The following is a 24,205-nucleotide window of genomic DNA, read 5'->3' as shown; positions in this document are numbered from 1 at the left end:
AATCAGGTGGCTGTTGAAACAATAACAACGGGAACAGGTGTGGCGACAGGAAGCTGGCAGATATGACACAAAGCAATAACTTTATAGACCCTGCTGTGCTGGCAACTCTGGATAATCTGGAGATGCGCGCCCGCGTCGTTGTTGAAGGGTTTATTGCCGGCCTGCACAAAAGTCCCAAACGTGGTTTCAGTGTGGAGTTCACCGACTATCGTCACTATATCCGCGGTGACGACATGCGCCATGTGGACTGGAAGCTCTACGGCCGCACCGACAAGCTGTATATCAAGCAGTACGAGGATGAAACCAACGTGCGCTGTTATCTGCTGCTGGATAGCAGTGCATCGATGAGTTATGCCTCGCCGGGCATGATGAGCAAGCTTGAGTATGGCCGCACGCTGGCCTCAGCACTGGCCTATTTCATCATGCGGCAGAAAGATGCGGTAGGCCTGATTACTTTTGATGATCACATCCGGGACTACATTCCTGCCCGGGCCCGTCAGTTACATCTGATTCGGATCCTGCGCAAACTGAATGAGCTTCAGGCAGGCAAGACTACCAATATCGTGCGACCGTTAACCGAGCTGGCCATGTCGCTGAACAGCAAAAGCCTGGTAATACTGATCAGCGATATGCTGGAAGATGAAGAGGGCACCATAAAGGCACTGCAGCAGTTGCGCGCCATGGGCAACGAAGTCATCGTTTTTCATGTACTTGATGATCAGGAGCTGAATTTCAACTTCAAGGAGTCCACGGAGTTTGTCGACATGGAGTCGGCAGAAACTCACCGGACATCCCCGGCCGCTGTGCGCAATGCCTATCTGGAGAATCTGAACCACTATCTGACTGAGTGCCGCAAACGCTGTCAGAGTAGCGGCGTTGATTACTGCCTGCTCAACACTTCACAACCGCTGGACAAGGCGCTGGCCTCCTATCTGGCGCGCCGGGCAAGGAGCGCATAAATGGGTTTCCTGTCGCCTCTGTTCCTGTTGGGTCTGCTGGCTGCTGCAATTCCTGTGGCCATTCACCTGATCAAACGCGAAGATCCGCCCAAGCTGCTGTTTGGCTCACTGCGGTTTCTAAAACAAACCAGCAAAAAACTGATTCTTTTTCAGAAGGTACAGCAGTGGTTGCTGCTGTTGTTACGGTCACTGTTGATCTGTCTGGTGGTGCTGGCCTTTGCCAGGCCACTGCTCTATCAGGGCTCGCTGGCGCAACTGGTGGACGCAGAGCCTGAGTCGGTTGTGATCCTGCTGGACACCTCATTGAGCATGCAGTTTGGTGATCGCTTCGAGCGCGCTATTGAGCAGGCCCAGGATGTCCTGGACGGGCTGTCCAGCGGTGATGAAGTGGCCGTGGTAACCTTTGCCGCGGGCACTCAGGATACGCGGGAACTAAGCAGCGATCTGGACAGTCAGCGACAATTCATCGAAGAACTCGAAGGTCCCGGCTACGAGCGGGTGCGATTTTATCCGCCGTTGCAGCTCGCCGACGATATGCTGGCCCGCCAGGCCATACATGATCAGCGACGCGTTGTGCTGATTTCTGATTTTCAGGCTGACGGTCTGTCTGATGACGTACAGGGGTGGCGACTGGCTCCGGGGGTTGCCTTTCAGGGGATTGATGTGGGCGATGAGCGCAGCAGCAACCTGACGCTGACTGACGTCAGAGCACCCATGCAGGTGATGGAGACCACCGACAATTATGAAGTCCTGGCGCGGGTGCGCAGCACCGGCTCAGTGTTTCAGCCGCGCGCTAATTTGACGCTGCGAATGAATGGTGAGGTGGTAGGACAGGAGGCGGTCGATCTTGGGGATCGCTCAGAGGCGGTGATCACTTTCCCGTTTGAGCTTGAAGACTCCGGTTCCTATCGCGGCGAGTTGCGCTTGTCTGACGACGATTTCGACGTTGATAATCGCTGGTACTTCACCATGAATGTCCTGCCACCGATGCGTGTACTGGTTATCAACGGGGCGCCTTCCTCCGACTGGTTTGACGATGAGGCTCACTGGTTTGTACTGGCGCTGGAGGGCATGGAGAACTCTCCATTTGCCGTGACAACAACCACGCCCTCTGATTTGTCTGCAGATATGCTCGCCAGCAGCGATGCCGTGGTTGTCCTGAACCTGGATACCCTGCCTGCGGCTTTTGTCGATGATATGTCAGATTTCGTAAGGCAGGGCGGTGCTGTCTGGTTTGCGCCTGGTGACCGGGTGCGAGCTGACGCGTTTAGTCGCAGCTTCGCTGAGCTCAGTCCTGCCACATTGCAGGCACCCAATGTGCTGGGCGAGGCGGAGTATCAGTTGATTGCTGATATGGATCGTCGTCATCCTGCGCTGAGTGGTCTGAACGTTGACTGGACAGCACGTTTCCAGGGGTTCTGGCAGGTGACACCATCAGACGAGGCTGAGGTGTTGATGCGCTTTGATTCCGGGGCACCCATGGTCATGGAACGCTCGCTTGGGGACGGCCATACGGTTTTGCTGACAACCTCGCTTGATCTGGGATGGAGCAATTTTCCCTTGCAGGGGCTCTATGTACCGTTTGTTCACGAAATGCTTCGTTATCTGATCCAGCCACCACAACAGCAGGGCGCCTGGCAGATTGGTGACCGCATTGTTCTGGACGAGTCCATGCTTGACGCACGGCGGGTCTCCGGTGAAGAGCTGGTGCTGACACAAAGTGACGGACAACAGGTGCGGATAGACTCGCAATCCCCGTACTACACGGCGTCCATGCCCGGCTTTGTCGAAGGTCCTGATAATCGCACGCTGGCGGTCAATATTGAGCCTGCCGCTGCGCAGTTAAACCGGGTAGCCGTTGCTACCGTGAATGATCGAATCCTGAATCCGGAAACCACGCCACGTGCCAGCGAGCAGGTTCGCTCTGCCCAGCTGATTGCTGATCTGGAACACCCGCAGAGGCTCTGGTGGTGGATACTTATGGTTGCGGCATTGATGCTGATCCTGGAGGCATGGATCGCCAATCGCACGTATCGCTGAACGACTCTACACAATCACCAGAACAAGGCTGCAGGAGCAGATTCCAAGTCAGTTAGGGGGGAACAGAGAATGATGACCCCACAACCTTGCTCTGGATGCTTGAATCCTATCACAGGCCTTTCAGGCCGTACCCCGGGGTGACAAATTGTTGCAAAGCGTTTGTATTGCTGTAACGAAGCATTACAAACGCCCGCAAATGTAACTCAGTCCTGGACGTTTCAGGCTGCAGGCTGAGCCTGAGAGTTACGACTGAAGCGATCACGTACCCATGCGATCTTGCTGCGCAGGGAATCAGGCAATGCCAGCATGGCAGGTGTCACGATCAATGTCAGAATGGTCGCAAAGGACAGGCCAAATACAATCGCATTGGCCAGTTTCACCCATTGCGAGGTAATAGGGCCACCGATTTCAATCTCGGCACCAATCAGGTCGAACGACACATGCGCCGCCAGCGGTAGCAGGCCGCAACCGGTCGTGAAGGTTGTCAGGAACACCGGTCGCAGACGCTGCACCCCGGTCTGTACAATTACCTCACGGATATGCCAGTCCTTGTGTCGTTCACGCAGATAGTTGAACGTATCGATCAGAACGATGTTGTTGTTCACGATAATACCTGCCAGCGACACAATACCCACCCCGGTCAGAATCACACTGAATGTCTGGCCCGTGGTCAGCAGACCCAGCAGCACGCCCGCAGTGGACAGCAGCACCGAAGACAGGATCAACACAGCCTGATAAAAGCTGTTGAACTGCGTGACCAGCAAAACGGCCATCAAAGCCAGCGCCAGGCTGAAGGCCACCATCAGGAATGCGAAAGACTCTTCCTGTTCCTCGTTGGCACCACGGAATACGTAGTTGACGCCAGGTGCCAGTGGGTTTTCCTGCAGCCACTGACGGATTTCCTGCAGCTTGTTGTCGGTGACGACGCCGGGCGCCGGGTTGGCTCGCACGTAAATCACGCGATTGCCATCGACACGCTGGATGGAGCTCACACCGGGCAACGCTTCGCGCTGTATAAAGCTGCTGATCGGCACCAGGCCGTCCATGGTGTTGATCCGGATATTGTCTATCTGCTCAATGCCACGATATTCACGTGGGTAGCGCACGCGAATCTCAACTTCTTCCTCACTGTCGTCCGGGCGGTAGTCACCCATCATCACACCATTGGTCAACAGCTGGATAGCCGTGCCAATCTCGGTCATGCTGGCTCCGGACATGGCAGCACGTGCGCGGTCAACTGTGATTTCCCACTCGATACCGGGAACCGGTGTTGTATCATCGATATCAATCAGGCCAGTGACTTCATTTTCGATAAAGTCACGCACGCGACGGGCCTCAGAAATGATGGTGCGCAGGTCCTCACCGTAAAACTCGATCTGCAGTTCCTTGCCGACCGGTGGACCCTGTTCCGGGGTATTGATTTCGGCGCGTACACCAGGAATGCCCTGAATGGCCTGACGGTAAAGATCTTCGACTTCAAAGCCATTAACGTCCCGGTCACGACGGTCGGTGAACTCCAGGAAAATGGTACCGATCAGATCGGGCGCGGCACCCATGCCACCACCCATGCTGCGACCGGCGCCGGACTGGGTAACAATGCTCTTGTAATAACCCACGTTTTTGATGCGATCTTCAACATCCAGCACGATGTCACGGATTTCTTCTGGCGAGTAGTTTCCGCGCGCAAATATCTGCACCTGGGTCTGCGCTGGCTCTACACTGGTGAAGAACTCGACGCCTCTGCCAAACATGCCGTAGGAAACTATGATGGCGACCAGTGTAAAGACACTGCCCAGCGTGACGAGCCCCGGAAATCTGACGGCAGTTCGCAATATGGCTGCATAGACGCCCACCACGCCACCAAGCTTTTCGGGTTTGACGTCTTCCAGCTGGCTCAGTTGGTTTGCACCCTGCATCTTTACCGTCTGGCTGCCAATCAGCGAGCCAATGGTAGGCGCAAATATCAGTGCGTAGAGCAGGGAGCCGACCAGCACAGCAAACACCGTAACGGGCAGATACCCCATGAACTCACCGGCGACGCCGGGCCAGAACATCAGTGGCAGAAAGGCGGCCAGGGTTGTGCCGGTGGATGCCATGATGGGCCAGAACATCCGGCTGACCGCTTCCTGGAAGGCGTCGGAGCGTGCATACCCCTCGGCCATCTTGCGATCGGCGTATTCCACCATCACGATGGCGCCATCGATCAGCATACCCAGACCCAGCAGCAGGCCAAAGATCACCATGAAATTGTAGGTGAAGCCCAGCATCGAGATAACGATGAAGGCGAAGAAGAACGAGAAGGGCACGGCCAGCGCCACCAGGATGCCGGAGCGCACACCCACTGCCGCGATCACCACGACCAGTACCAGCACCATCGCCGTGGCCATATTGCCCTGCAGGCCTGAATTCTGTTCTATAACCAGTGGAATGGTGTTGTTGAGATAGGTAATTTCGACCGCAGGTGGAATCTGGGCGCGCATATCGCGAACCAGTGCATCGATATTGTCCATCGCCTGAATCAGGTTGGCACCTTTGCGCTTCTGCACGTCCAGAGAGATGCTTTGTTCGCCATTGGCGTAGGCGTAACGCTCGGCATCCTTGAACGTACGACGTACTTCGGCCAGATCGCTCAGCACAACGACGCCATCTTCATTGGCGGCAACCGGCAACTCAAACAGGTCATTGGCAGTTTCGATGAGCCCTGGAACCTTGATGGAGAAGCTGCCAGAGCCAGTATTCAGTGTGCCCGCCGGGATCAGCCGGTTGTTGCTGCTTACTGCCTGGACCAACTGCTGATTGGTGATGCCGTAGGTTTCCAGCTTGGCAGGATCAACGATGACTTCCAGCAGTTCTTCGCGGGCACCGATCATGTCGGCTGAGAGAATTTCCGGCAGGTTTTCTATGTCGCGCTGCAGGTCCTGTGCGATCTGCAGCAGCACCCGCTCGGAAACGCCCGTGCCGCCAATGGCGATCTGCACCACGGGCACTGTGGCAGCCGAAACTTCCTGAATAATCGGCTCCTCGGTCTCTGCCGGGAAGCGCGCTTTGGCCCGATCCACAGCTGTGCGGATATCCTGAACAGCCAGGTCAGGATTAAAGCTGACATCGAACTCGGTAATGATGGTCGCTGTGCCTTCATTGGCAAAAGAACGGATCTCGGTGATACCTTCGACGTTTTTCAGCTCAATTTCGGTCGGTCTGACCAGCAGGCGCTCAGAGTCTTCAGGTGAAATGCCGGGAAAGATAATGGTTGTGATGATGACCGGAACGGTGACATCCGGATTCAGTTCCACAGGGATGGACCGGTAGGAAGCCAGTCCAGCCAGCAGGATCACCACAAAGATACTGAGTGTGGTGCGCGATCTCGATACGGCAGATTTGATGTATCTCATTGTTGTGCCCAGTCAAAATTGGCATTGACCTGCTGGCCAGCAAACACCAGCTCCTGCCCCAGCGTAATCAGGGTAACCTGGTCCGGCAGTCCGGCTACCCAGAAGCCCGGGTTAGTCATGTCTGTGCTTTCGCCCACAATCTCAACATGATGAAACTCAACGACATTGTCGCTGTTGAGTGTCTTGACGCCGACCATACCCTGGTCATCCATGGTCAGTGATGACGGAGGTACCAGGTGAGCTCTGCTCTGATTCGCAGCGATCTGTATGTCTGTGCTGACGCCCTGACGGATCAGCTGATCGTCCTGCAGGTTCAGCGCCACTTCGATGCGGTAGCTGCGCGACATATTGTCAGCTGCCCGCGCGATGTAGGTCAGCGTGCCCTGCACCCGCTCTCCGGTAACCAGTCGGCCGGTCACCTGGCTGCCCAGTTCAAGTTTGCCAACTTCCAGCTCCGGCACCTGAGCCACCAGCAGCATCGGTCGATCATCCATCAGGGTGGCGCACACACCACCCATGTCCATGTATCCGCCCACTTCGACGAGGCGCGATTCCATGATGCCATCAAAAGGCGCCTTGATTTTGGTGCGCTCCACTGCCAGTTCGGCGCGCGCTGCAGCCGCGACTGCAGAATCATAGGCGGCCTTGCGCTGGGAAACGGAGACAGATGATTCGAGATCGCGGCGCTGCAGATCCTGGGCACCTTCATATTCCCGGCGAGTCTGCTCGACGCGGCTCAGTGCCTCCTGAAGATCAGACTGTCGAGTATCCATGGCCAGTTCACAAAGAGTGTCGCCCTGTCTGACTCGCTCGCCTTCGGCCACCGGCGTGCCTATGATGCGGCCTGCGGTTTCGGCACGAACATCCACGAGTCGGTCGGCCTGGGTTCTGCCACGAACACTGACAGATTGTGTAAACATGTCTGCATTGACACGGCGAGCTCTTACTGTGAAGTCTTCGCCGCTGCCAGACATGGAGGCGGATTCGGGAACTACATTGATTTGGGGCTGATCCTCACTTATGGCGTAACGATCGTCGTCTGCGCGCTCACCTCGTGGCATGACCATCCATATCACTATAAGGGCAACCAGGCCCACTGCTACCAGATACTGTTTCTTCACGCCAGACTCCACTTGCTGACAAAAATGTGGGGTGTTACCAGGCCATTAAGCTATGACAGTCAGCTAGTATGACTAGCCAGAACAGGCAACCATGCTTGAACAATCGCAATGCCGACACCCGGTCCGGGTGCGCCTTATGTATTATTGTTTTTGTATGAGTTAGTTACGCCAGCGGTTTGCGGACAGATCTTGAGAAAGATAAGCGCCGGATGAGAACATTGCGCGACGCTTTATACCACAGCGCCGCAAAATGCCTGAGTGCCAAAAGTCACAAAGGCAGGCGCTTCGATGCCCATGCCTAGCCTGACACAGGCTTCTTCTGAAGTTTGCGTTGCAAAGTTCGCCTGTGCATCTTCAGCTGACGCGCAGTTTCGGAAATATTGCCGTTGTTCTCTTTCAGCACCTTCTGAATATGTTCCCACTCAAGGCGTCGAACAGACATCGGTTCCTGAAATTCAGGCTCGAGTGTTGAATCGATGGAATCTTCCTGAAGTGCCGCCAGAATTTCATTGGTGTCGGCGGGTTTGGCCAGGTAATTGTCGGCACCCAGTTTGATAGCCTCCACTGCGGTGGCTATGCTTGCATAGCCGGTCAGCATCAGGATGCGGCTGGCCGGTGCGCAGTTGCGAAGCAGTGGGATCAGTTCCAGCGACGATTGTCCGTCCAGATTCAGGTCAACAACTGCATGTGTGAAAGTCGTGCTGGCGATTAGCTGGCGTGCTGTCGGGATATCGGTAGCATGTGCTGTTTCAAATCCGCGGCGTTGAAAGGCGCGGACCAGAACCGAGGCAAAAACCTCGTCATCTTCAATCAGCAGTAGTGAATTGTTCGACATCGCCGGATATCCCAGTAACGGTTGGCAAGCGGACAACCGTTCTGGCACCGGCGTCCTTCAGATTAAACATTTCGATCTGACCACCCAGTCGCTGAATGGAAGCATTGGCCAAAAAGATACCCAGACCCATATTGCCTTCCCGCGTCGAGATGAACGGCTCTCCCATGTTTTCCATAACATGCGCGGGGATTCCCGGCCCGTCGTCCTCGACACTGATCAGCAGAACACCTGGCGTTTGCGGATCACGCTGGTAGTGAACCTGCACCTCGCTGCCGGCAGCCCTGATCGCATTCTCAATCAAGTTGATGAGAGCGTGGCGCACCGTCAGATCGCTGCTCAGGAACAGCGTGTCGCAGTCAGCCTCGACAGTGAAGGCAATCGTGGCACTGGGGTGAATATTGGTAATGTAGTCGCTGATCGCCTGGCGAAAGGCACGCACTGAAATCTTGCCTGGGTTCTGTGGATCATTCTGATGATAAAACTGCGTCAACTGGTCCAGAGAAGCCTTGCAGCGCATCACTTGCTGACGCAGCAAGTGAATGTCTCGCTTCAGCTCCTCAGGCGGCAGCTTGTCGAGAGTCTGGTCATCCAGATCGGCCAGCAGCACCGACATGGTGGACAGTGGTGTACCCAGCGCGTGTGCAGTGCCGGCTGCCAGTGTGCCAATGGCGACCAGCTGTTCATTGCGCATTTCGTTTTCGCGGAACGTGGCCAGGCTCAGTTCGCGACTGCGGATTGCTGCTGCCATCCGATTGACAAAAATGCTGATCAAGGCTGCGCTGACAACAAATGTGACCCACATGCCAACCAGGTGCACCTGAAAGCTCTGCATCATGTGATCACTGTGGGCGTCAGTATTGATGCCTATCAGCAGGAAAACCGTGTAAAACGCCATGGCTGCCAGCGCAAAGACGTGTGCCCATAGCGCAGTCATCAGTGTTGCTGCAACGGCTAACAGAACCAGCAAATAGGAAATGAGAGGATTGGAAGCGCCGCCGGTGTAGGCCAGCAGTATGGCCAGAAACACAAAATCCAGCGCCAGGTTCAATGCGACTGTGCGCTGTCCGACCAGGGTCGCCCGTTGAACCTGAAGCCACCCGGCAAGCAGCGACACGATGATGCCGGATAACAACACCAGAATCACCGAGAGCGGGACCTGCAAAGGTGAGAAATAATTAAATATGAGTGCACCCAGAGTGCCTGTGATCGTGACCAGTGCACGCAACAGCAGCAATCGCTGCAGGGCAACTCTGGGGGAGCTGCGCAGCTCACTGGCGCCAGCCGCGAACAGGCGGCTAAAGGCTTGTAGCAAGGATTCACTCATGCACGGCATTCTACCGTATAATGCCGCGCATGGAGACAGTCGCAACAAAATTACGTTTTCCCCTGAATGTCTACGCCGCATTGATGCAGGCGACAGCCGAGCAATCTGCCTTTCTGGCTTACGGGACACTGCAGGCCCGCTCCAACTCCACATCACCGGGTGCAGACGAGCTGATAGACGCCCAACGTCAGCTCGCTGACCAGATAATTGCTGCGCTGGACCTGCCTGCTGGTTCCAGAGTGCTGGAGGTGGGCAGTGGTTCAGGGCTGCTGGCGCGACACATGGCTGATGCCGGATGGCAGGTCACGGCCGTGGATAATAATGAGGCGGCCAGCAAACTGAGCACGCAGGCTCTGAGTGACGTCAGTGCAAATATTGTCACTGCAGAATTTGCCAGTCAGTGGCCACAATGGGCACCGCAACAATACGACGCGCTGATCTTTCACAATAGCGCGCGCTATTTTCTCCCCTTGAGCTGTTTTGCGGCGGCAAGACACTTGCTTGCTGAAGGCGGCAAAGTGCTGATTGTTGATGAGTTCCTGACTGGAGTATCAGACGATCTAAAGTCGTGCGACCTGGCACAGTTAGAGAATGTTGAGGCTCTGGCTGCCCGTGCCGGGTTCCTGTTGCAGGACAGGGTGGATACGAGCGGCGAAACTGCCAATTTCCTGGATGCGTTCATTGCCCTGTTTCAGGATCACCGGCAGGAGCTGCTTGCACTTACTGACGAGTCCCCGGAAACGATCAGTGAACTGGAAACGGCCATGCTCGACGACTTGAAGCGGTTGCGACAAGGGGACACCAGTCACCAGCTACTGACCTGGCAAATGCAGGCGGCGGCAGAATCACTGGTGCCTGCTGAAACTCTGCAGGCAGAAGATTTTCAGCAGGTGTTTGAGCGAAGTTTCAAAACAGATTTTTCTGCTGCATTGTGGCACTGGAAATACGGTGCAGGGCGCGGCGCCTCGGTGGCCGCCCTGCGGGATCAGCAGGTGGTGGCGCACTACGGCGGTATCCGCAGGGATATTCTTTACTTTGGCGATCCGGGCACGGCGGTTCAGATCTGTGACGTCATGGTCATGCCCGAGCAACGCAGTTTCTTCAGCCGTGACAGTCTGTTTTTCAAAACGGCTTCAACCATGCTGGAACAATACGCCGGTTATCACGCCCGGCATCTGCTTGGATTTGGCTTTCCCAACATGAAGGCCATGCACGTTGCTCAGCGGCTGAAGCTTTACGACAAAACTGATGAGCTGGTGCAGTTAAAAATTCCGGTAGCGCAGCACCAGACCGACTGGCACCTGCAGTTCGGAGACATGGACGCCGCTGTCATCGAATCGGCGCAGAGTCTGTGGCTGGCCATGAAAGAAAGTTTTACAGATAGCATTATCGGCGTCAGAGATTCGCAGTATCTCGACTATCGGTTCAGACAGCGTCCCGGGCTTGATTACGAAAGTGTTCAGCTCATCGATGGCGACACAGTTGTCGCATTGATTGTGCTCAGGCCACATGGTGAACACTACCTGATAATGGATATTCTGTGCGAATCGGCACTGTTGGGGCGGGTGTTTAACGAAATCAGTGCGCATACGCAGCGACAGGGGCGACCCGCGGTGTTCTGGTTGTCAGCAGGTCAGGTGGATCGACTCGGCATGGAGGCTGTCTGTGTCGAGTCGCTGGGTATACACATTCCCTGCAATCGCTGGACCAGGGGGCCCAGTGCTGATCAGTTGCAGGGAGCCTGGTGGCTGACCGCCGGCGACATGGATTTCATGTAGCCGACGGAGTATCAGACAGTCGCCTAAAAACGAGCGGTAATCGTGGCGCGCAGGCTTCGCGGCTCGGCGGGATGGAAGTGGATATCTTCAACCGCCTGAGCCTCATTTGGCAGGCGTGAGGCATAGTAGTAGGTGATATCGCTATCACGGCTGTCCAGCACGTTCAGCAATTCCACATCCAGTGACACATTGTCTGTCAGGCGGGTGCTGAGCTGGGCATTGACCAGCGTAGTGGGATCCGTCCGAACCGAGTTGTCTTCTATCAAAGGCGCGGAACCCAGATAGCGCAAACGTAGTCCGGCACTCCAGCCGCTGTCGCGGATGTTGTCGGCAATCACGCCCAGTGAAACCGTGTTTTTGACGGCATTGGGAATATAGTCGTCGGGGCCGACATTTTTCAGGCTGGCATCCGTCCAGGTCGCGTCAGCATCAATCAGCAACCAGTCCAGCGGCGAATACAGAATGTCCACTTCCACGCCTTCGCGCTCGCTGGGCGACAGTGCTTCGGTATTACCAGCGTCGCCGATGTAAACCAGTTCTGAGGACAGCTTGAGCTGGAAAGCGGTCAGCGTTATCTGCGTCTTGGGGATAATGGTGGATCGCAAACCGACTTCATAACTTCTGGCTGTAGCCAGTGGGTCAACAGGCGTCGTCGGATCTCCGCTTACCGGATCAGTTCGGGTCGTGGCTCCACGCGCATCATTGCTGTGGTAGCCCTGGCCGGCGCTGAGGTAGGTCTCAAAGTCGTCAGTCAGCGTGTAGATGACATTCAGCTTGGGGTTCAGCAGCGAGTCGTTACCTTCGCCGCTGTTGGTGCCCAACAGGTCATCGACCCGGAATCGGTAGTGGTCAGTCCGCAGTGAGGCAACAGTTCGCAACTTTGAGGTCCAGCGTGTATCGACGGCGGCATAGGCGCTGGTCAGCGACTGCTCGATATAGTCGTCACGTGTGCTCGCGTAACGCTGGCGCTGTTCAGAAAGGTGCAGGCCGACGTGAATGTCATCGTAGCGATGCTGAAAACCGAAGCGGACAGTGGTCGGCAGTCGGGTTTCAATATCCCGCTCGTACTGCGTGTCGATACCGGCAACGCGACGGCTGTCAGTCTGCTGAAATTGATCGCCCCGCACCGGGTCAGCGTCGAAGTAGGTAAAGTTGGAGTACAGGTCCAGCGCGTAATCCATAAGATAGGCGCTGAACTGCCAGCGGCTGCGGCTGTCCAGCTGGCTGTCATAGTCCATGGACAGGCTGTTGCGGCGTGATTCGCCACCAGCAGTCGGGTCAATATTGCCCCATACACTGATTGCACCACTTTCAACTGCGCGCAGTGGAATCTGATCGGTGGCATCCCAGCTGTTGTCGTAGGCCAGGCCAGTGATACTGAGGCTGTAGTCTTCGCCCGCTTCGTGGTACTTGATCATGGCATTGCGTTTGTCCAGGTCCTGATCCAGGTTCCAGGGCCCATCATAATCTGTCAGCGCGCCAGCGAGTGTCAGTTGCCCGTCGCCAACGGCGAATGATTCACCTGCAAACAGTCTTCGGTAGTCATGTTCACCCAATGTCAGACTGATCTGCCCCTCATCCAGGCTGTCCAGATAGACAAATTCGGCTGAGCCAGCGGTGGCGAAATTACCGGCATCTGCGTAGTAAGGGCCTTTGCGGTAGCGCAGGGTGCCAACCAGTTCGGGGATAATGAAGTTGATGTCCGCGTAACCCTGACCGTGGCCATGCGACGGAGTATTGACCGGCATTTTGTCGACACTGATGGCAAAATCGGTGCCGTGATCCAGGTTGAAGCCGCGTACAAAGTACTGGTTCGCTTTGCCTTCGCCACTATGCTGTGTCGCGATCATACCCGGAACAAACTCGAGCAGTTCTGCAGTTCGTGACACCGGGCGCAGTTCCAGTTGCTGGGCGTAGACCACCCCTTCGGTCGCCGTCTCAGGGTCGCCCTGAAGGTCGAAATCTGCACCCATGACCAGAATTTCACGTACGCCCTGTTGTATGCTCTGTCCGGGCATCTCTTCGAACACCTTGTCTGCATCACTATTTGTCTGAGCATGAGTGGGCAGTGCCACGGCAATCGCAGCGCTTAGCAGGTAAGTTGACTTCAAAATTACTTCCTTATTCTGTTGGCTTGTTAAATTACGTATCTCGCAGTCAGAGGCTTGTGAATATAGCTTGTTTAAGCGGCTATAAATTTTAAGTGGCTGATATGTAATAAATAAATAGACAGAATAGGTGCCGATCGGCAATCGGTTTTTGCAATTTTTGGGGAAGGGCGCTAGATTGTCACCTTGCAGTCTGCATGCAGTTGTCCATAAGGCCCTACCATGGAAAAGAATAAGCACCGAGCCTCTTCAAATATTCTTGCCACCCATCTGGGTGAGCTGGAATTGCAGGCCATGGAAGTCCTGTGGGGTTGCCCGCATCTTGATGCACGACAGATCCGTGAGCGCCTTCAGCGGACGCGACAACCCAGCCTGAGCACCGTGCAGTCGGCGTTGGAACGCCTCTATCGCAAGTCCTACGTGGACCGAATAAAGCAGGGTCACGCTTACTCTTATTTTGTCACGGTTTCCCGAGGCGCGCTGCTGGCGCGTATGCTGGGCGAGGCGATCCACCTTTTGCATGACGGTCGCATGGAAACCATTCTGAGCAGTTTTGTGCACGTCGCCGCCGACATGGACGAGTCTTCTCTGGACAGTCTGGAGGAGATGATCAGGGATTATCGCAGGAAATCAGGCGGTAGTGACGGGACCCCGCAAGAGGGCAAGCTTTAATGGAGCCGCGGTCATGATTCAACTGATCGGCACATTCTCTCTGATCTGGCTAATGTTGTGGGCAGGACTGGCACTGTTTTTTGCTCTGCTGTATCCGCTGCTGCGACGTGTTGTGCTGCGAATACACCCAAAGCATGGCAGTCTGCTGTTACTTCTATACTGGGCGGCACCCGCACTTGTCGGGTTTCTGGCCAGCAGTTTGTTGTTTGTATCGCAGGCGGACGGGATGTTGATCTCGGCACACTGTCACGGCGCCTGCGAAGAACACGTACCGCTGCTGAGTGTCGATGCGCTCGCCATTGGCGGTCTGGTGATAGCTGGTCTGCTGGTTCTGGTGCTGTTATTTAATTTCCTGCAGCAGCTTGCTAAAGGTCGCTCGATGTTCAAGCAATTTGAATTGATGACAGAAACCAGGCCTGGATTCAGATTTCTCGATGCCAGAGAGCCGGCCGTGTTTACTCTGGGCTGGTGGAGTCCGCGTGTTTTCATCAGTCGTGGTCTGCTTGAGTCCTGCAGTCGCGAGCAGCTAGCCGTTATCCTCGATCATGAGCAGGCGCACCGTCAGCGTAAAGACAATCTCAGGTTGCTGCTGGGTCGGGTGTTCACGCTGTTTGTCCCGGGAGATCGTGGCCGGCAGATTCGCCATGATATGCATTTATTGTGTGAAGAGGCCTGCGATTTTGTGGCTGCGGGTAATCATGGCGTTGCCAGTGTTGCGGCGACGCTGGTGCACGTGGGGAGAGTATTGAAGAATCACCCGGCGCCGATTCACTCGCGTGGTTTCGCGAGCAGTGATCTTGAGCTCAGAGTGGAGGCCTTACTGGCTCATCACAGCCGCCGTCCAATTCCCGCCTGGCTAATGTTGGTGCTGACTCTGATCTGCACATCCCTGCTCATCCTTGCGCTGGACCCTTTGCATCACGGAGCTGAGTCATTGATCGCGATCCTGGAATATCTCGCGCATCGACTCGTCTGACTGTTGAATAATGACAGAATGTGGCCAAACATGACCTTCGCAGGGAAATTTGCGGGGGTGACTGGCGAGGCCAGGGAAGCTGCACTAAACTGGGCCGGCTGAGATCAACCATCAGGGGAATCAAGTGGGCAGGAAGAAATTAGCGCAAACCTCTTGGCTGCTGACGCTGCTCTGCCTGCCAACTGCGATTGCCTGGGCACAGGATGCCGAAGATTTAAGTCAGACAGCTCAGGATGATGAGCCCGGCCTGATATCACGTGCACTGGACGAATTGCCGCTGGACCGGACATTAGAGTGGCTGGAAGAGCAGCGCGACGACATGTCCCGGCGAGTGACCAATATGGGGCGGTCCGTTGACGACTGGCTCGCTGGCGATATCGAAAGTGCAGACATTAATCAAAGCTACCTGAGAATCCGCTTCAATCAGCGTGTTGGGCGACATGATGCTTATTTCTCCAATGCACGCATCAGTGGCCGCCTGGATCTGCCGCGCGCCTCTGAACGCTGGAAGCTGATCTTCGAGTCTGAGAACCGTGAGCAGAACTCACTGCGTGATCAGCGCCTGAGCAACATCAATTCCTCCGAGTTTACCGGTGGCTTCAGCTACGAACACCCTGAGCGCAACGGGTGGCGATTTAATCATGATGTTGGCGTCAGGGGGCGGATCCCTCTGGATGTGTTCTATCGTCTGCGGACGCGCTATGGCGTGGATATTAACGAGGACTGGTATGTCGGCCTCAACAACCGCATCTTTTACTATCATAACGAGGGCTGGGGTCAGGATACCCGGCTGTTCTTTACCCGACGCATTTCTGAAGACTGGAACTTCCGCATTGAATCGGAAGTGAACTACGAACACAAATACCGGCTGACAGAGTTTGCACAGTCTTTCTCACTGCATCAGCAACTGGCTGAACGAGAGAGCATGATTTATGAAATCGGCTTGTTGGGGCAGAATCGACCGGAAAGTGAGGTAGACAGTTATTACGCGCAAATGCTGTATCGAAAAGCGATCTACGAAGACTGGCTGGTTATGGAGGTGGTGCCGCAATTGCTGTTTGAGTACCGATACGACTGGGAGCCTGATCCACGCGTGCAGCTGAACCTGGAGGTGTACTTTTTTGAGTTTGGCAACGCAGTCAACGATTGAGGCAGGCTATGACAACTGACGAAACAAACTTACCCATATTCATGCGGCCAGGACATTGCGCGGGGGATCTGCTGGAAGCACCGCAGTGGAAAGTGCTGGCGCAGTCGCACGGCTTTGTCGAGATTGATGCCCACATTCCCGATCAGGTGCTGAATCCACGGCAGCAGTTATTTGGCGGGTTTACCGGGACCTACGTCGACATGGTGGCTCTGTACACCATCCGGACCATGTTTGGTTCGCGTCATGACTACTGGATCACCACAATCAACATGCGGATTGACTATCTATCGCCTGTAACCGGGCCGAGAGTGCGCTTGACTGGGGAGTTGATCAATCAGGGCCGCTCGACATCGCTGGTTGCGGTGACATTTTACGGCCCTGATGGGGAAAAGCAGGTCTATTCGATTGTGACCCTGCGTGTCATCGACAAGGCCAGCAATTAAGCAATAATTATCGGTCTTGCCTTACAACGCATCGTTGCCCGTTTCGCCGGTTCGAATGCGTATGCTCTGTTCGAGGGCCGTCACAAAAATTTTGCCATCGCCAATATGACCAGTGTTGGCCGCTTTGCAGATGGCGTCGATGACAGCGTCTACGATCTCATCAGCGACTGCTACTTCAATCTTGGCTTTAGGCAGAAAATCAACGACATACTCCGCGCCGCGATAGAGCTCGGTGTGGCCTTTTTGCCGGCCGAAACCCTTAACTTCCGTCATGGTCATGCCATTGACGCCAAGCTCGGACAGCGCTTCGCGAACATCATCGGATTTGAAGGGTTTAATGATGGCAGTTATCAATTTCATCCAGCTACTCCAGCGTGGCCATAAACTCGGTTGTGGACGCGCACTTTATCATGCAGGCCTGTCATACACCATATCAGGGATGTTGCCTGGGAGTCAGTGGAGGTTCAATCGCTACTCGGTTCGTGCGCGTGCAGCGCATCAATCCATGGGCGCAGCTCATCCCAGTCCAGGTTAAAAATGTGTTTGGCGTTAGTGCCAGTTACAAGCCCGGCATTGACTCTGGCGCCGGCCTGTTCCAGAGCTGTGACCATGTCAGGCATCGCCTGATCCCAGCGAAATAGGTCATTCTGGGCGATCCGCACGTAAACTGGCAGATTGTTCATATCCTGAATAATGCTCAGGTCACGAAGGATACCGGGCACGGCGACCACGCCGTGGTACTGATCGGGTTGCTGTGCGGCCAGCGCCAGTGCAGAACTGCCTCCTGTGGAAACTCCGACCAGCAAGGCTTTGCCTGACAGGATATCGGCCTGGGATTGCAGGCGTTCGATCACAGCCGGAATTTTGTAACCGTTTTGACCATCAAAATTGCTGCCGTCGGTCGACACTGGAACCGCGATCATCCAGCCCTGTCTGGCAAGCTCGCGGCCCAGCCAGAACTGCGCGCGCGCAACATATTCATTGCCGCCGCCGCCGGGTATCAGCACTGAAAGCGGCCATGGGCCTTCGCCGTGGTTGTCCGGTTCAAACAGGAAAACCTTGACCTCGCTGCCATCGCTCATGGTCACACGTACTTCGCGTGCAAGCGCCAGGCCCGATTGGGACAGCAGTAGCACTGTCATGCAAAGACACAGCGTCCAGCGAAGCAATCGGTGCAGATTGCGCGTGATGGACAGTCTTAATGGTTCTGTGTGGTCAAACGTGAGCAGCATGCAGTGTCCGGCTGGGTAATGGTCCAGGGCAGGGAATGATGAATATTTTTGAACAGGTTCAGAATATCAGATTAATCCTGGGGTCGCGCCCTGATGTCGACAAGCCGTGCCTTTGGCCCGACAGAAAGTGCATCTGCACTAGGGGTTACGCTCCATGCTGGCAAGCGGTTCAGACTGCTGGTCACGCCATTGAAAGAAACTGTAGACTGAGCCTGCCAGCAGTATGAGAGTAAGAATAATCCAGAGGGTCAATCGCAGTCGCGCGGCCAGGCTGCGGTTCAGCGTCGGGTCACCGGCACCGTTATCCCGCCATCCGGATGAGGTTTCGGCATGCTCCAGAAATTCGTTGACGCGATGCTGCTGGGCTGCCCGCTGCAGCCGGCTGCGTCGTTTGAGGTAGGCAAATGCGACCACCACGACAAGAGCTGTAATCAAAATCTTCCAAAGCATGTTGCTACCCAGTCTCGCAAGGACCCGAATGATACCTTTCAGCCATGCCCACTGCCAGTGTTATGGACCGATTGACCTTTCCGCTGCCATAATCGGTGGATCTGAGCATCAGGATAACTGGACGCTGGAGGCGTGATGAAAACAAAAATAATCGCAGTGATTCTATTGGTGCTGGCGCTGGCCAGCGCACTGGCGGCGGTAATGACGGCCATTAATCTGGGTTTTATCATGACGCGGCCTGATTCGATCTCCGTGGCCAATACCTTTATCGGCCAGTTTGTTGTGATTGTGGCGGCGCTGGTACTGGCCAAATGGTTATACGAGGCTGGCAGAGCGCGGTTGCGCTAAGCGCGGATGGTCTGGCTCAGGAGTGGGAAGCTGGCGACTAACACGTTATAATCCGGCTTTTTCTGCAGCAGCTGGCTCATGAACGTCATTCACGACACTGAAGGCTTCCTGGAACATCATCCAGGTTGTGTAGCGACCATCGGCAAGTTTGATGGCGTGCACCTTGGGCATCAGCAGATCGTCAGGCAATTGCGGGCCAGGGCAGCTGAGCTCGATGTGCCTACTGTTGTAATTGTCATTGAGCCGCATCCGGAAGAGTTTTTTGCCAGAAATCCCCGTGACTGCCCGCCAAGGCTCAGTGAGGCCGCTGAAAAGATCACATTGCTGGAAGAGTTTGGCGTCGACACGGTCTATCTGCTGCGCTTTGACGACAGACTCTGCCGTCTGAGCCCCCAGCAGTATGTCGAGGATATCCTGATCAAAGGTCTGAATGTGCGTTGTCTGATCGTGGGCAATGACTTCCGATTTGGTCACCAGCGTCAGGGCGATTACGCCTTACTGCAGGAGTATGGGGCGCGTGCAGGTTTTCAGGTAATCGAGACCCAGAGCTGCAGCTACGATGGCACCCGCGTCAGCAGCACGTATGTGCGCGACCGGCTCAGGGCCGGGGACTTCGAAACCGTGGCTGGATTGTTGGGGCGGCCTTATGCAATTGCCGGAGAAGTTGTCAAGGGCAGGCAACTGGGACGTGACATCGGCTTCCCAACCTGCAACCTGGCGCTTAATCGTCGCAATATCCCCCTGCATGGCGTCTATGTCTGCGACACACAGATCAGCCTGCCTGATGGACGTCAACTGAGTGTATCGGGGATTGCCAATATCGGATATCGTCCGACGGTAGATGACAGCGGCGAGGCCATTCTGGAGGTGCACCTGCTGGATTTTGACCAGGATGTCTACGGTGCGTGGATGTCGGTGATCTTCCGGCACCGGGTGCGCTCGGAGCAGAAATTTTCGTCATTGGACGAGCTGACACAGCAAATAGGCAAGGACACCCAGCAGGCCAGAGCGTGGCTTGCCAACCATTGAATTCAAAACGTAAATCGAGCAAGTGACACTTTATGACTGACTACAAGCAAACCCTGAACCTGCCGTTTACGGAGTTTCCGATGAAGGCGGGTCTGTCGCAGCGCGAGCCAGCCATGCTGAAACGCTGGCAGGACATGGACCTGTACGGAAAAATCCGCCAACTGCGCGCAGGCAGTCCGACATTCATTCTGCATGATGGTCCTCCCTATGCAAACGGTGACCTGCACCTGGGACACTCAGTCAACAAGACACTGAAAGACATAATCGTCAAGTCACGCTCGCTGGCCGGCTATGATGCGCCCTACGTGCCGGGCTGGGACTGCCATGGCCTGCCCATCGAACACAATGTTGAGAAGAAAAAGGGCAAGGCGGGTCACAAGATCAGCCACGCTGAATTCCGTAAAGCGTGTCGCGAATATGCGGCGCGGCAGGTCGAGAACCAGAAGAAAGACTTTATCCGGATGGGTGTGCTGGGAGACTGGGACAACCCTTACCTGACCATGAACTTCGACACCGAGGCCAATATCGTCAGAGCGCTCGGCAAGATCGCCGTAAACGGACATCTGGTCAAAGGTTTCAAACCGGTTTACTGGAGTGTGGTTGGCGCCTCAGCCCTGGCTGAAGCGGAAGTTGAATATCAGGACAAAACATCGTTTGCGATCGACGTGCGTTTTCCGGTGGTCGATGCCAATGCGTGGCTGCAGGCCTTTAATGTGGATGCTGACACTGCCGGCACTGGCAGCCTGTCACTGGTGATCTGGACAACCACTCCCTGGACCCTGCCTGCCAATCAGGCGGTTTCCCTGAATGCCGATCTGGAGTACGCGCTGATCCGATGCACCGTCGATGACGCGGTGGGTGAAGAGTTGCTGGTGGTTGCCGCAGAAATGCAGGACGACGTGCTAAAACGTTATGGTTGTGCGGAATCCGCGACGCGGCTTGGTATCGCCAAAGGCGCGGCTTTTGAAAAGATGCTGCTGCAACACCCGTTTGTTAGTCGTCAGGTTCCAGTGCTGCTGGGTGACCATGTGACGCTTGATGCCGGCACCGGTGCCGTTCACACGGCACCTGACCATGGTATGGAAGACTTTGTTGTGGGGCAGCTCTACGGCCTGGGTACACTGAACCTGGTCGACGAAAATGGCGTGTTTGTCGAAGCGGCGGGAGAAGTTGCCGGTGAACATGTCTACAAAGTTGACGAAAAGATTCTGGAAATTCTCAAGCGACAGCAGGCCCTGGTTCACGTCAATAAAATCACGCACAGCTATCCGCACTGCTGGCGCACCAAGACGCCGCTTATTTACCGGGCGACGCCGCAATGGTTCATCAGCATGACAGAGAAAGGGCTGTTGACCGACGCACTGGCTGCCGTCAAACAGGTCAAGTGGATGCCCGAATGGGGTCAGGCGCGGATAGAGCTGATGCTCAAAGGCAGCCCTGACTGGTGTGTGTCGCGTCAGCGTACCTGGGGCGTGCCAATTGCCCTGTTTGTTCACAAGCAGACAGGAGAACTGCATCCGGATACGGCATCTTTAGTGGAGCAGGTGGCCAGTCTGATTGAAAAGTCAGGCATCGACGCCTGGTTTGAACTGGATGCTGCCGAATTGCTGGGGGCGGAAGCTGATAACTACAGCAAGGTGACTGATACACTGGATGTCTGGTTTGACTCAGGTGTCACACATTACTCTGTGTTGCAGGCACGTGAGGGATTAAGTTACCCGGCTGACCTGTATCTGGAAGGGTCAGATCAGCATCGTGGCTGGTTCCAGTCATCATTGAAAACAGCGATTGCCATGAACGGCACAGCACCGTATCGGCAGGTGCTGACGCACGGTTTTACGGTGGATTCGCAGGGACGCAAAATGTCCAAATCCATCGGTAATACCATATCCCCGCAGGAAGTATTCAACGAATACGGTGCTGATATTCTGCGTCTGTGGGTCGCTGCCACTGATTATCGGGGTGAGATCGCTGCATCGAGTGAAATTTTCAAGCGCGTTGCCGACTCCTATCGTCGCATTCGTAATACCGCGCGCTTCATTCTGGCCAACCTCAACGGCTTCGACCCGTCTGCCGATGCAGTAGCACCGGAACAGATGCTGGCGCTGGATTACTGGATCACCCGCCAGGCGCAGCTGCTGCGAGAGCAGGTCAAGGCAGACTATGAGAACTACCAGTTCCTGAGTGTCTATCAGAAAGTGCATAACTTCTGTGTCATCGAACTGGGCAGTTTCTACCTGGATGTCATCAAGGACAGACAGTACACCGCCAAGGCAGAAGGGTTGGCGCGTCGCTCCACGCAGACTGCCATGTACCATATCGTTGAGATTCTGGTGCGCCTGATTGCACCGGTACTCAGTTTTACGGCAGATGAAATCTGGCCACTGATCCCAGGGCAACGCAGCGAATCAGTGTTCCTGTCCGCTTTTGCGGACGGCCTGGCACCTTTGCCAGCGCGAGACGATTTCAGTGACGCCTTCTGGCGTGAACTGATCGAGGTCAAGGCTGCAGTCAACAAAGAGCTGGAGCGTGAACGTACCGAGAAACGTGTCGGCGCCGCACTCAGCGCTGAAGTTACGCTGTACTGTGAGGATGGACTGCTGAAACGGCTGGCTACTCTGCAGGACGAATTGCGGTTTGTGCTGATTGTTTCGGCAGCCAAACTCCAGCCCCTGGAACAGGCCGGTGATGCCAGTGCCACCGAAGTGGAAGGGCTCAAGGTCAAAGTGAAGCCGTCTGTTCACACCAAATGCGTTCGCTGCTGGCACCATCGAGAAGATGTAGGTCTGCATCAGGAGCATCCGGAACTGTGTGGTCGCTGCGTTGACAACATCAGTGGCGAGGGTGAAATACGTCACTATGCCTGATCATCATGCTGACTCTCCGGCAACGGAAATTGTTGCCGGCGCACGGGTTACCCTGCATTTTTCGCTGGCATTGACTGATGGCTCCATCGTTGACAGCAATTTCGATGGCAAGCCGGCCACGTTTACCGTTGGTGATGGCAATCTGCTGCCGGGTTTTGAGGCAGCCCTGATGGGGGCTAAAGCCGGTGACACGCGAGAGTGCGTCCTGCCCGCCAGTGAAGCCTTTGGCGACAGCAACCCCAGTAATGTGCAGACGTTTCCCCGTCAGCAGTTTGCCCGCCTGCTGGCCAATACCACCGATCCGGTAGAGCCTGGTACGGTCCTGTCTTTCACGGACAGTGGCGGCAATGAGATTCCCGGTGTCTTGAAACAGATTGGCGAACTGACTATCGTGGTGGACTTCAACCATCCATTGGCGGGTCGTGAGATCGTATTCAGGGCGCATATTATTTCTGTCATGGCGCCTGATGTTCAGGCAGTCAGGATTCAGGGTTAAGGAATTATGCAATCAAGCGGAAGAACAGAAATCAAGCTCGCCAACCCGCGTGGTTTCTGCGCTGGCGTGGACCGTGCCATCGATATTGTCAATCGTGCGCTGGATGTATATGGCGCGCCTATATACGTGCGGCACGAGGTAGTGCACAACAAATTTGTGGTTGATACCCTGCGCCAGCGCGGCGCAATCTTTGTTGATGAGCTTGATGATGTCCCCACAGAAGACAGCCTGGGTCGTCAGCCGATCGTTATTTTCAGTGCGCATGGTGTCTCACAGCAGGTACAGCAGGAAGCCACATTGCGCGGCTTTCAGGTATTTGACGCGACCTGTCCGCTGGTCACCAAAGTGCATCTGGAAGTGGCCCGTTTCAGCGCCGAAGGGCGTGAATGCGTGCTGATTGGCCATGCCCGACATCCGGAAGTGGAAGGCACCATGGGGCAGTATGATCGCAGCCACGGCGGTGATATCTACCTGGTGGAAAGTGTTGACGATGTGGCGACACTGACCGTACGCAATCCGGAAAAACTGGCCTACGTCACACAAACGACGCTGTCCATGGACGATACGGCGAAAATCATCGATGCGCTGCATGAACACTTTCCGGCGATCGAAGGCCCACGTAAGAAAGATATTTGTTATGCCACGCAGAACCGTCAGGATGCGGTGAAGCAGCTGGCACTGGAGTCAGATCTGGTGCTGGTGGTTGGTTCACCCAACAGCTCCAACTCCAACCGTTTGCGGGAGCTGGCGGAAAGGCTGGGTTGCGAAGCCTATCTTATTGATCGCGTTGAGGACCTTAAACCCGAGTGGTTCAACGGCAAGCGTCGTTTCGGAGTCACCGCGGGAGCGTCGGCGCCCGAGATTCTGGTACAGCAGGTTGTTGAGCGCCTGCGCGAGATGAGCGGCGAGGATCCTGTCGAAGTGCCCGGGGTAGAAGAAAATATCGTTTTCCGCATGCCCCGGGAACTGGCCAGAAGCTAGGATT

20 protein-coding genes are annotated in these 24,205 nt (G+C 55.4%); 12 read left to right on the top strand and 8 right to left on the bottom strand.

Annotated elements, in window-relative coordinates:
* Window positions 1-62 precede the first annotated feature (62 nt).
* Both QGM61_RS07390 and QGM61_RS07385 read left to right on the top strand, forming a co-directional pair.
* Window positions 63-959, top strand: a complete 897-nt coding sequence (locus QGM61_RS07390; RefSeq protein ID WP_237133594.1) for a DUF58 domain-containing protein — start codon at window positions 63-65, stop codon at window positions 957-959.
* Window positions 960-2,999 (top strand): BatA domain-containing protein, encoded by a 2,040-nt coding sequence (locus tag QGM61_RS07385; RefSeq protein WP_281132503.1) that lies wholly within the window; start codon window positions 960-962, stop codon window positions 2,997-2,999.
* Window positions 3,000-3,217: 218 nt separating this feature from the next.
* Here the strand turns inward: QGM61_RS07385 and QGM61_RS07380 are convergent, their stop codons facing one another.
* The 4 genes from QGM61_RS07380 to QGM61_RS07365 form a co-directional block, all read right to left on the bottom strand.
* Window positions 3,218-6,391, bottom strand: a complete 3,174-nt coding sequence (locus QGM61_RS07380) for an efflux RND transporter permease subunit (protein ID WP_281132502.1) — start codon at window positions 6,389-6,391, stop codon at window positions 3,218-3,220.
* Window positions 6,388-7,512, bottom strand: coding sequence for an efflux RND transporter periplasmic adaptor subunit (locus QGM61_RS07375; RefSeq protein WP_281132501.1), 1,125 nt, complete (start codon window positions 7,510-7,512; stop codon window positions 6,388-6,390). The genes QGM61_RS07380 and QGM61_RS07375 overlap by 4 nt, the downstream gene beginning before the upstream one ends.
* Before the next feature lie 298 nt (window positions 7,513-7,810).
* Window positions 7,811-8,347, bottom strand: coding sequence for a response regulator transcription factor (locus QGM61_RS07370; RefSeq protein WP_281132500.1), 537 nt, complete (start codon window positions 8,345-8,347; stop codon window positions 7,811-7,813).
* Window positions 8,319-9,671: an ATP-binding protein gene (locus tag QGM61_RS07365; protein WP_281132499.1), complete on the bottom strand. Its 1,353-nt coding sequence runs from the start codon at window positions 9,669-9,671 to the stop codon at window positions 8,319-8,321. The genes QGM61_RS07370 and QGM61_RS07365 overlap by 29 nt, the downstream gene beginning before the upstream one ends.
* A gap of 29 nt (window positions 9,672-9,700) precedes the next feature.
* On the opposite strand from QGM61_RS07365, the gene QGM61_RS07360 reads away from it, so the two are divergent.
* Window positions 9,701-11,449: a methyltransferase domain-containing protein gene (locus QGM61_RS07360; protein WP_281132498.1), complete on the top strand. Its 1,749-nt coding sequence runs from the start codon at window positions 9,701-9,703 to the stop codon at window positions 11,447-11,449.
* A 23-nt stretch (window positions 11,450-11,472) separates the two neighbouring features.
* On the opposite strand, the gene QGM61_RS07355 is transcribed toward QGM61_RS07360, so the two are convergent.
* Window positions 11,473-13,560 carry a TonB-dependent receptor gene (locus tag QGM61_RS07355; protein ID WP_281132497.1) on the bottom strand — a complete coding sequence of 696 codons (2,088 nt, stop codon included), beginning with the start codon at window positions 13,558-13,560 and terminating at the stop codon, window positions 11,473-11,475.
* A 219-nt stretch (window positions 13,561-13,779) separates the two neighbouring features.
* Here QGM61_RS07355 and QGM61_RS07350 point away from each other — a divergent pair, with 219 nt between their 5' ends.
* The 4 genes from QGM61_RS07350 to QGM61_RS07335 all read left to right on the top strand — a co-directional run bounded on the left by QGM61_RS07350 (window position 13,780) and on the right by QGM61_RS07335 (window position 16,798).
* Window positions 13,780-14,229, top strand: a complete 450-nt coding sequence (locus tag QGM61_RS07350) for a BlaI/MecI/CopY family transcriptional regulator (RefSeq protein WP_281132496.1) — start codon at window positions 13,780-13,782, stop codon at window positions 14,227-14,229.
* A 13-nt stretch (window positions 14,230-14,242) separates the two neighbouring features.
* Window positions 14,243-15,205 carry a M56 family metallopeptidase gene (locus QGM61_RS07345; protein ID WP_281132495.1) on the top strand — a complete coding sequence of 321 codons (963 nt, stop codon included), beginning with the start codon at window positions 14,243-14,245 and terminating at the stop codon, window positions 15,203-15,205.
* A gap of 124 nt (window positions 15,206-15,329) precedes the next feature.
* Window positions 15,330-16,355, top strand: a complete 1,026-nt coding sequence (locus tag QGM61_RS07340) for a hypothetical protein (RefSeq protein WP_281132494.1) — start codon at window positions 15,330-15,332, stop codon at window positions 16,353-16,355.
* Window positions 16,356-16,363: 8 nt separating this feature from the next.
* Window positions 16,364-16,798 carry a PaaI family thioesterase gene (locus QGM61_RS07335; RefSeq protein WP_237133605.1) on the top strand — a complete coding sequence of 145 codons (435 nt, stop codon included), beginning with the start codon at window positions 16,364-16,366 and terminating at the stop codon, window positions 16,796-16,798.
* 21 nt (window positions 16,799-16,819) lie between these two features.
* Here the strand turns inward: QGM61_RS07335 and QGM61_RS07330 are convergent, their stop codons facing one another.
* From QGM61_RS07330 to QGM61_RS07320, 3 genes are all read right to left on the bottom strand, one after another.
* Entirely contained in the window at window positions 16,820-17,158 is a 339-nt protein-coding gene (locus QGM61_RS07330; protein WP_237133606.1) for a P-II family nitrogen regulator, read from the bottom strand.
* A 104-nt stretch (window positions 17,159-17,262) separates the two neighbouring features.
* Entirely contained in the window at window positions 17,263-18,030 is a 768-nt protein-coding gene (locus QGM61_RS07325; protein WP_281132493.1) for a dienelactone hydrolase family protein, read from the bottom strand.
* A gap of 138 nt (window positions 18,031-18,168) precedes the next feature.
* Window positions 18,169-18,480, bottom strand: coding sequence for a hypothetical protein (locus QGM61_RS07320; RefSeq protein ID WP_281132492.1), 312 nt, complete (start codon window positions 18,478-18,480; stop codon window positions 18,169-18,171).
* A 135-nt stretch (window positions 18,481-18,615) separates the two neighbouring features.
* Between QGM61_RS07320 and QGM61_RS07315 the strand changes: the two genes are divergently transcribed.
* The 5 genes from QGM61_RS07315 to ispH all read left to right on the top strand — a co-directional run bounded on the left by QGM61_RS07315 (window position 18,616) and on the right by ispH (window position 24,201).
* The gene (locus QGM61_RS07315) at window positions 18,616-18,828 is read left to right on the top strand and encodes a hypothetical protein (RefSeq protein ID WP_237133609.1); all 213 of its coding nucleotides are present in this window, start codon (window positions 18,616-18,618) and stop codon (window positions 18,826-18,828) included.
* Between the two features lie 78 nt (window positions 18,829-18,906).
* Window positions 18,907-19,857 (top strand): bifunctional riboflavin kinase/FAD synthetase, encoded by a 951-nt coding sequence (locus tag QGM61_RS07310; protein ID WP_281132491.1) that lies wholly within the window; start codon window positions 18,907-18,909, stop codon window positions 19,855-19,857.
* 32 nt (window positions 19,858-19,889) lie between these two features.
* Window positions 19,890-22,724: an isoleucine--tRNA ligase gene (gene ileS / locus QGM61_RS07305; protein WP_281132490.1), complete on the top strand. Its 2,835-nt coding sequence runs from the start codon at window positions 19,890-19,892 to the stop codon at window positions 22,722-22,724.
* A complete protein-coding gene (locus QGM61_RS07300; RefSeq protein WP_237133612.1) occupies window positions 22,717-23,220 on the top strand; it encodes a peptidylprolyl isomerase in 504 nt (167 codons plus the stop codon). Before ileS ends, QGM61_RS07300 begins: the two co-directional genes overlap by 8 nt.
* 6 nt (window positions 23,221-23,226) lie before the next feature.
* Complete coding sequence (ispH, locus tag QGM61_RS07295; RefSeq protein ID WP_281132489.1) at window positions 23,227-24,201, top strand: 4-hydroxy-3-methylbut-2-enyl diphosphate reductase; 975 nt, start codon at window positions 23,227-23,229, stop codon at window positions 24,199-24,201.
* Window positions 24,202-24,205 lie beyond the last annotated feature (4 nt).

Source organism: Pseudohongiella sp. SYSU M77423, assembly GCF_029911965.1.
GTDB lineage: Bacteria > Pseudomonadota > Gammaproteobacteria > Pseudomonadales > Pseudohongiellaceae > Pseudohongiella.
This window is presented reverse-complemented; position numbering and strand designations above follow the sequence as displayed.